Origin of the sequence: Achromobacter dolens (assembly GCF_902859745.1) — a bacterium.
Classification (GTDB): domain Bacteria; phylum Pseudomonadota; class Gammaproteobacteria; order Burkholderiales; family Burkholderiaceae_B; genus Achromobacter; species Achromobacter dolens.
Genome location: NZ_CADIJW010000050.1, coordinates 33,860 through 40,274, shown reverse-complemented (window position 1 = coordinate 40,274; position 6,415 = coordinate 33,860). Strand labels below are relative to the sequence as shown.

At 66.7% G+C, this 6,415-nt stretch carries 6 protein-coding genes; 3 read left to right on the top strand and 3 right to left on the bottom strand.

Going from position 1 to position 6,415, the window contains the following annotated elements; translation table 11 throughout:
• Both HV783_RS24475 and HV783_RS24470 read right to left on the bottom strand, forming a co-directional pair.
• Window positions 1-1,146 (bottom strand): amino acid ABC transporter permease (locus HV783_RS24475; protein ID WP_175167191.1); only part of this gene is annotated, 1,146 nt, incomplete at its 3' end.
• A 127-nt stretch (window positions 1,147-1,273) separates the two neighbouring features.
• Window positions 1,274-2,290 (bottom strand): amino acid ABC transporter substrate-binding protein, encoded by a 1,017-nt coding sequence (locus HV783_RS24470; protein ID WP_006386905.1) that lies wholly within the window; start codon window positions 2,288-2,290, stop codon window positions 1,274-1,276.
• A 315-nt stretch (window positions 2,291-2,605) separates the two neighbouring features.
• Between HV783_RS24470 and HV783_RS24465 the strand changes: the two genes are divergently transcribed.
• The 3 genes from HV783_RS24465 (at window position 2,606) to cheD (ending at window position 5,406) form a co-directional block, all read left to right on the top strand.
• Window positions 2,606-3,319: a cell division ATP-binding protein FtsE gene (locus tag HV783_RS24465; RefSeq protein WP_054503351.1), complete on the top strand. Its 714-nt coding sequence runs from the start codon at window positions 2,606-2,608 to the stop codon at window positions 3,317-3,319.
• Window positions 3,316-4,224 (top strand): cell division protein FtsX, encoded by a 909-nt coding sequence (locus tag HV783_RS24460; protein WP_175190044.1) that lies wholly within the window; start codon window positions 3,316-3,318, stop codon window positions 4,222-4,224. The genes HV783_RS24465 and HV783_RS24460 overlap by 4 nt, the downstream gene beginning before the upstream one ends.
• 405 nt (window positions 4,225-4,629) lie before the next feature.
• Window positions 4,630-5,406 (top strand): chemoreceptor glutamine deamidase CheD, encoded by a 777-nt coding sequence (gene cheD, locus HV783_RS24455; RefSeq protein WP_054503349.1) that lies wholly within the window; start codon window positions 4,630-4,632, stop codon window positions 5,404-5,406.
• A gap of 14 nt (window positions 5,407-5,420) precedes the next feature.
• On the opposite strand, the gene HV783_RS24450 is transcribed toward cheD, so the two are convergent.
• The gene (locus tag HV783_RS24450) at window positions 5,421-6,377 is read right to left on the bottom strand and encodes a GlxA family transcriptional regulator (RefSeq protein WP_175190043.1); all 957 of its coding nucleotides are present in this window, start codon (window positions 6,375-6,377) and stop codon (window positions 5,421-5,423) included.
• Window positions 6,378-6,415: the final 38 nt, after the last annotated feature.

The following is a 6,415-nucleotide window of genomic DNA, read 5'->3' as shown; positions in this document are numbered from 1 at the left end:
GATCGAGATCGACAGGCTGACCGTGAGGTACGCGCCCATGATGATGAGAATGCCCTCGATGGCCTGCCCGGTCTGGTTCAGCGTGGTGTTGACCACCGACACGATGTCCGGGTAGCCGATGGCCACGGCCAGCGAGCTGTTCTTGGTGAGGTTGAGGAACTGGCTGGTCATCGGCGGGATGATCACGCGCAGCGCCTGCGGCAGCACCACCAGGCGCAGCACCTGCTTGCGGCGCAGGCCCAGGGCCCCGGCCGCTTCCCATTGGCCATTGTTGACCGCCTGGATGCCCGAGCGCACCACTTCGGCGATGAAGGCCGAGGTGTAGATCACCAGGCCCGCCAGCAGCGCGGCAAACTCCGGCGACAGCGTCAGGCCGCCGCTGAAGTTGAAGCCCTTCAGCTCCGGCATGTCCAGCGTCAACGAAGCGCCGCTGACCAGCCAGCCGATCACCGGCAGGCCGATCAACAGGCCGATGGCGGCGCGGCCCAGCGGGAACACGTGGCCGGTGGCTTCCTGGCGCTTCTTGCCCCAGTGGCCCAGGAACAGGATGGCGACGATGGCCAGGCCCAGGCCGGCCAGCATCCAGTCGAGCGAGTTGCCTTCCAGCGCCGGCACCTTGAGGCCGCGGTTGGAGATGAACACGCCCGGCAGCGGGTTGTGCGCCTGGCGCGGACCCGGCATGTTCTCGGTGATCAGCGCATACCAGAAGAACAACTGCAGCAGCAGCGGCACGTTGCGCATCACTTCGACGTAGACCGAGGTGATCTTGGCCACGAGCCAGTTCTTGGACAGCCGGCCGACGCCGATCAGCGTGCCGAGGATGGTCGCCAGCACGATGCCGAGCACGGCCACGCGCAGCGTGTTGAGCAGACCCACCCAGATGGCGCGGCCATAAGTGTCGGCGGGGGTGTAGGCGATGGGCGTTTCACCGATGGCAAAACCGGCCTCGCGTTGCAGGAAACCGAAGCCCGTGGCGATGTTGCGCACGGACAGGTTGTGAAGCGTGTTTGAAACCAGGAACCACACCGCCAGCGCGACGGCGGCCAGTGCGATCACTTGATAGACCACGGCGCGCACGCCGGGATCGTTCCAGTTCAGACGCCGGGGGGGTGCCGAAATCGGGGCGTTTTTATTTGAAGTCGTCATGAATGAATCTACAGAAGTCGGACACCGGGCAGCGGGGGCCTTGCGGCCCGCGCCGTCCACTCCTGCCGCCCGCTCGAAGGCGGGCTAGGCATGGCGCCATACTGGCGCCATGCCGGGCAGCCGTGTGTTAGCGCACCGGCCAGCCGTACATCAAGCCACCTTGCTTGTAGCTGGCGTTCAGGCCGCGCTCCAGCTTCATCGCGCTGCTCTTGCCGAGCGTGGCTTCGAAGCTTTCACCGTAGTTGCCGACCTGCTTGATGATGTTGTAGGCCCACTTGTCGTCCACGCCCAGGTTCTTGCCCATGCCCGGGGTCACGCCCAGGATGCGCTGGATGTTGGGATTGGTGCTCTTGGTCATTTCATCGACGTTCTTGGACGTGATGCCGTATTCCTCGGCTTCCAGCATCGCGTTCAGCGACCAGCGGATCACGTTGAACCATTGCTCGTCGCCCTGGCGCACCATGGGGCCCAGCGGCTCCTTGGAGAAGTCTTCCGGCAGGATGATGTACTTGTCCGGATTCTCCAGCGTGGTGCGGGTCGAGGCCAACTGCGACTTGTCGGTCGTGAAGGCATCGCAACGGCCGGCCGAGAAGGCGCGGATGATTTCGTCGTACTTGTCGATCACGACGGGCTTGAATTCGATCTTCTGGCCACGGAACCAGTCGGCCAGGTTCAGCTCGGTGGTGGTGCCCGGCTGCACGCAGATGGTGGCGCCGTTCAGTTCCTTGGCGCTCTTGACGTTCAGGTCCTTCGAGACCATGACGCCCTGGCTGTCGTAGTAGTTCACGCCCACGCCGATCAGGCCCAGGGTGGTGTCGCGCGTCAGCGTGACGGTGGTGTTGCGGGTCAGCACGTCCACTTCGCCCGATTGCAGGGCGGTGAAACGCTGCTGCGTGTTCAGCGGCGTGACCTTGAACTTGCTGGCGTCGCCGAACATGGTAGCGGCGACGGCGCGGCACAGATCCACGTCCAGGCCCTTGTACTCACCCTTGCTGTCCGCGATCGAGAATCCCGGAATGCCGGTCGAAACGCCGCATTGGACAAACCCTTTCTTCTTGACGTTATCGAAGGTCGCACCCGCATTGGCAGCCGCGGACGCAGCGAACAGGGCGGTGCCAATGGCAGCGAGTTTCAGTACTTTCATCTTGATCTCCGTAGGGGTGTTGCGAAGCCGAACGCAAGGCCGGGTTGGGCTTTACGCATGGGGCGGATGGTAGCGTCCGCAAAGCGGCCTCCGCATCCGGGAATTCCCTTGAAATATAGGGACACTGGACGAAATCAAATGGGGTTTTGCGATAAAAACGGGGACACATTTTCGTTCGAAAAAACGTGTCCAACCGGTCACTTTTATGCGGCGTCCGCGGTCACATCAGGACACTTTTTCCCGCGCGGCCCTCGCGCGGTTTTAGGCCAGCTTACTGTCCCCGAGTTAATATTGCGGCTTCATCCGACAGCCGCCATGATCGAATTCCAGCACGTATTCAAATCGTATGGCCGCGGCCGCAATATCCTGGCCGACATCAACTTCCGCGTGAGCGCGGGCGAGTTCGTTTTCGTGTCGGGGCCTTCCGGCGCCGGCAAGTCCACCCTGCTCAAGCTGATCGGCGGGCTCGAGCCCGCCAGCCGGGGCTCCATCCAGGTCAACGGCCAGCGGCTCGACAAGCTGCCTGCCCGCGCCCGGCCCTACCTGCGCCGCGCCGTGGGCGTGATCCTGCAGGACACGCACCTGCTGTTCGATCGCAGCGCGTTTGAAAACGTGATGCTGCCGCTGGCCGTCACCGGCCATCCCGGCGATTCGGCCGCCGCCCGCGCCCGCGCCGCGCTGGACAAGGTCGGCCTGTCAGGCAAGGAAGATCTCAACCCCATCGAACTGTCGGGCGGCGAGCAGCAGCGCCTGGCGATCGCGCGCGCCATCGTCAACCGACCCGCTATCCTGATCGCCGACGAGCCCACCGCCAACCTCGACCACGACAACGCGCAGCGCATCATGAATGTGTTCCGCGACTTCAACCGCGTCGGCGTCACCACGCTGATCGCCTCGCACGACCAGGAACTCATGGCGCGCTACGCCACCCGCACCCTGCGCATCGACCCGGGCAAGTTCGCCGACTCGCACGGCGCCGCCACGCCCCCGGCCGACGTCGGCCACGGCATCGCGGGAGAACCGGCATGAACGCCTGGCTGCGGCAGCATCGCTATGCGCTCATGGTCACCCTGCGCCGGCTGGTCAAGCAGCCGTTCTCGTCGCTCGCCAACCTGCTGGTGATGGCGCTGGCGCTGGCCCTGCCGTTGCTGGGCAGCGCCATCCTGGTGTCGGTGCAGCCTGTGGCGCGGCAGATGTCGGTCACCCCCGAAGTCACCGTCTTCATGCGGGTCGACGCGCCCGCCGGCGCCGCCGCCGACGTGGCCAAGCGCATCCAGGGCGAATACGCCAACGACGTGCGCGCGGTGCGCGTGGTCGGCCGCGACGACGCCCTGGCCGACCTGCGCGCCAACCCCGCCTGGCAGCAGGCGCTGGCCGTGTTGCCCGGCAACCCCCTGCCCGATGCGGTGGTGGTGACGCTGGCCGACGGCGAAGACCTGGCCGGCCGCGCCGACAAGCTGGCGCAGGCCTGGAAACAATGGAACCAGGTCGACCTGGTGCAACTGGACAGCGCCTGGGTCCAGCGGCTGGAGGCCATCCTGCGCTTCGCCCGCATCGGCCTGGGCTTCCTGGCCGCGTGCGTGGCGGTGGTGGTGCTGGCCACGGTGTTCAACACCGTGCGCATGCAGGCCCTGTCGCAGCGCGAGGAGATCGCCGTGGCGCGGCTGGTGGGCGCCACCGAGTCCTTCGTGCGGCGGCCGTTCCTGTACCTGGGCGCGCTGTCCGGCGCCCTGGCCTCGCTGCTGGCCATCGGCGTGGCGGCGGTGGCGCTGTCGCCGCTGAACAACGCCCTGCTCGGCCTGGCCCGCAGTTATGGGGCTGAATTCGCCCTGCATCTGCCGGGCACTCCCGTGCTGCTGGCCGCCATCGTCGCCTCCGCCGCCCTGGGCGCGCTGTCGGCGCGCTGGTCCGTCACACGCAGCACGCGATTCTGAAGGGCATCGGGCTTCGTCTGATTTCCCTCAAGATCGAGCCGCCTAAAGCCACGTATAGCCCCCGTTCTTCCCCGTGATCCGGGGAACGGCCCTACCCCGCCGTGGGTAGGATGGCAGCACCTGCCTGCCACGGCCCCGCGCGACCCGGCGCCAGGCGGACGGCCAACTCGTGTCGCGGCCGCCCGAGCATTGCCCCCCGGGCGCCAGAATGACACCCGGTCGACGGCCAAACTGCCATATTTTTCAGGGACATAACAAAGTTGCGGTTACACAGGTTTTCCCCCTATTTCAGGCTAAATGTGTAAGAATAAAGCGACATTTTTTTACATATTTTGAAACGTTTTCCGTCCTACCGAGCGCCGCCCTTCGTGTTCAAACCGTTGTCCTTGCCCTTGATTCCGCCCCATGGTCGCCCGTCTTGACGCCCGCGCGACGCGCCACTATTTCGACAGCGCGTTCCAATCCCAGGCGGTGAAGGTACTCCCCAACGAGTACTACGTCACCGACGAAGACATCATGATCTCGACCGTGCTCGGTTCGTGTGTGGCCGCCTGCATCCACGACCCGGTCACTGGCGTCGGCGGCATGAACCACTTCATGCTGCCCGAGGGCGACATGCAGTCGCCCGCCTCGGCCACCATGCGCTATGGCGCCTTCGCCATGGAAGTGCTGATCAACGAACTGCTCAAGGCCGGCGCGGTGCGCGACCGCCTCGAGGCCAAGGTGTTCGGCGGCGGCGCGGTGCTGTCGGCCATGCAGCAGATGAACATCGGCGAACGCAATGGCCAGTTCGTGCTGAACTACCTGCGCACGGAAGGCATCCCCGTCAAGGCCCAGGACCTGGGCGACGTGCACGCCCGCCGCATCAACTATTTCCCGCGCGACGGCCGCGTGATGGTGCGCAAGATGGCGCCGCACCACCAGCGCGCCGAAGAAATCATCGCCAAGCGCGAACAGGCCGCCGCCGAAAGCGTGCAGGCCAAGACCCACAGCCCGCCGCGCGTCGAGCGTTTCACACGGCCCGGCGTGGAACGCTTCGACCGCCCCGCCGCCCGGCCGGGCGTGGAACGTTTCGATCGCCCCGGCGTCGAGCGTTTCGACCGCCCCGCCACGCGCCCCGGCGTGGAACGCTTCGACACCGGCGTCACCCGCCGCCGCAAGCCGGAAACCGCGGGCGGTTGAATCCGCCCCGCGCGTCAGCAGCCGAAACTGGCGCGATACTGGCTGGGCGACACGCCCAGCCGCCTCTGGAATACCTCGCGCAGGTGCCGCGCATCCCGGAAGCCGCAATCGAAGGCCACGGTCTTGAGCGGCGCCGAGGCGCGCTCCAGCCGCGCGCGGGCCGCATCCACCCGGGCGCTTTCCACGAAATCCGCCGGGGTGACGCCCGCATCGCGCAGGAACACCCGCGAGAAGTTGCGGCGGCTCATGTTGGCCACTGCCGCCAGCGCGTCCACGCCGAGATCATCGGCCAGATGCCCCAGCACGTACTGCTGTACCTGCGCCACCGCCGAGGTCTCCTCGACGAAGGGCGTGAGGAACGGGCTGAACTGCGATTGCCCGCCAGCGCGATGCATGAACACCACCAGCCGTTTGGCCACGTTCAGCGCCACCTCCGGCCCATGGTCCTGCGCCACCAGGTACAGGGCCAGGTCGATGCCGGCGGTCACCCCCGCAGACGTATGCAGCCGGCCGTCCCGCGCGTACAGCCGATCGGTCTCGACGCGCAGGTCCGGATAGCGCGCCGCCAGCGCCGGCGCGTCGTTCCAGTGGGTGGTGACGGTGGCGCCCGCCGGCAGGCCGGCGCGCGCCAGCAGGAAGACGCCGTTGCAGATCGAGCCGTAGCGTTCGGCCCGCGCGCAGGCCGCGCGCAGCCAGGTCCGTGCCTCGTCCGACTCCTGCGCCGCCGGCAGGCCGGGCCCGCCGGCGGCCAACAGCAGGTCGGGCGCGTCGGAGACATCGGCGTAATAGCGCTGCGGCGCCAGCAGCATGCCGTTGGAACAGGGGACCACGCCGCGCGTCAGGCCGATCAACTCCATTCGGTACTGCCGGGCAGGCAGCAAAAAGCGGTTGGCCTCGGCAAAGACGTCCAGCGGACCGCTGACGTCCAGCGACTGCACGCCGGGAAACACGAGAATGGCGACGGATTTCATGGGATCGGAGGGCGGGAGGCTCGGGCCCCGCGCGACAC

Excerpts from the sequence above, each read along its gene's own strand:
- HV783_RS24470 (WP_006386905.1), bottom strand. The coding sequence starts at position 2,290 with ATGAAAGTACTGAAACTCGCTGCCATTGGCACCGCCCTGTTCGCTGCG.
- HV783_RS24465 (WP_054503351.1), top strand. The coding sequence starts at position 2,606 with ATGATCGAATTCCAGCACGTATTCAAATCGTATGGCCGCGGCCGCAAT.
- HV783_RS24460 (WP_175190044.1), top strand. The coding sequence starts at position 3,316 with ATGAACGCCTGGCTGCGGCAGCATCGCTATGCGCTCATGGTCACCCTG.
- cheD (WP_054503349.1), top strand. The coding sequence starts at position 4,630 with ATGGTCGCCCGTCTTGACGCCCGCGCGACGCGCCACTATTTCGACAGC.
- HV783_RS24450 (WP_175190043.1), bottom strand. The coding sequence starts at position 6,377 with ATGAAATCCGTCGCCATTCTCGTGTTTCCCGGCGTGCAGTCGCTGGAC.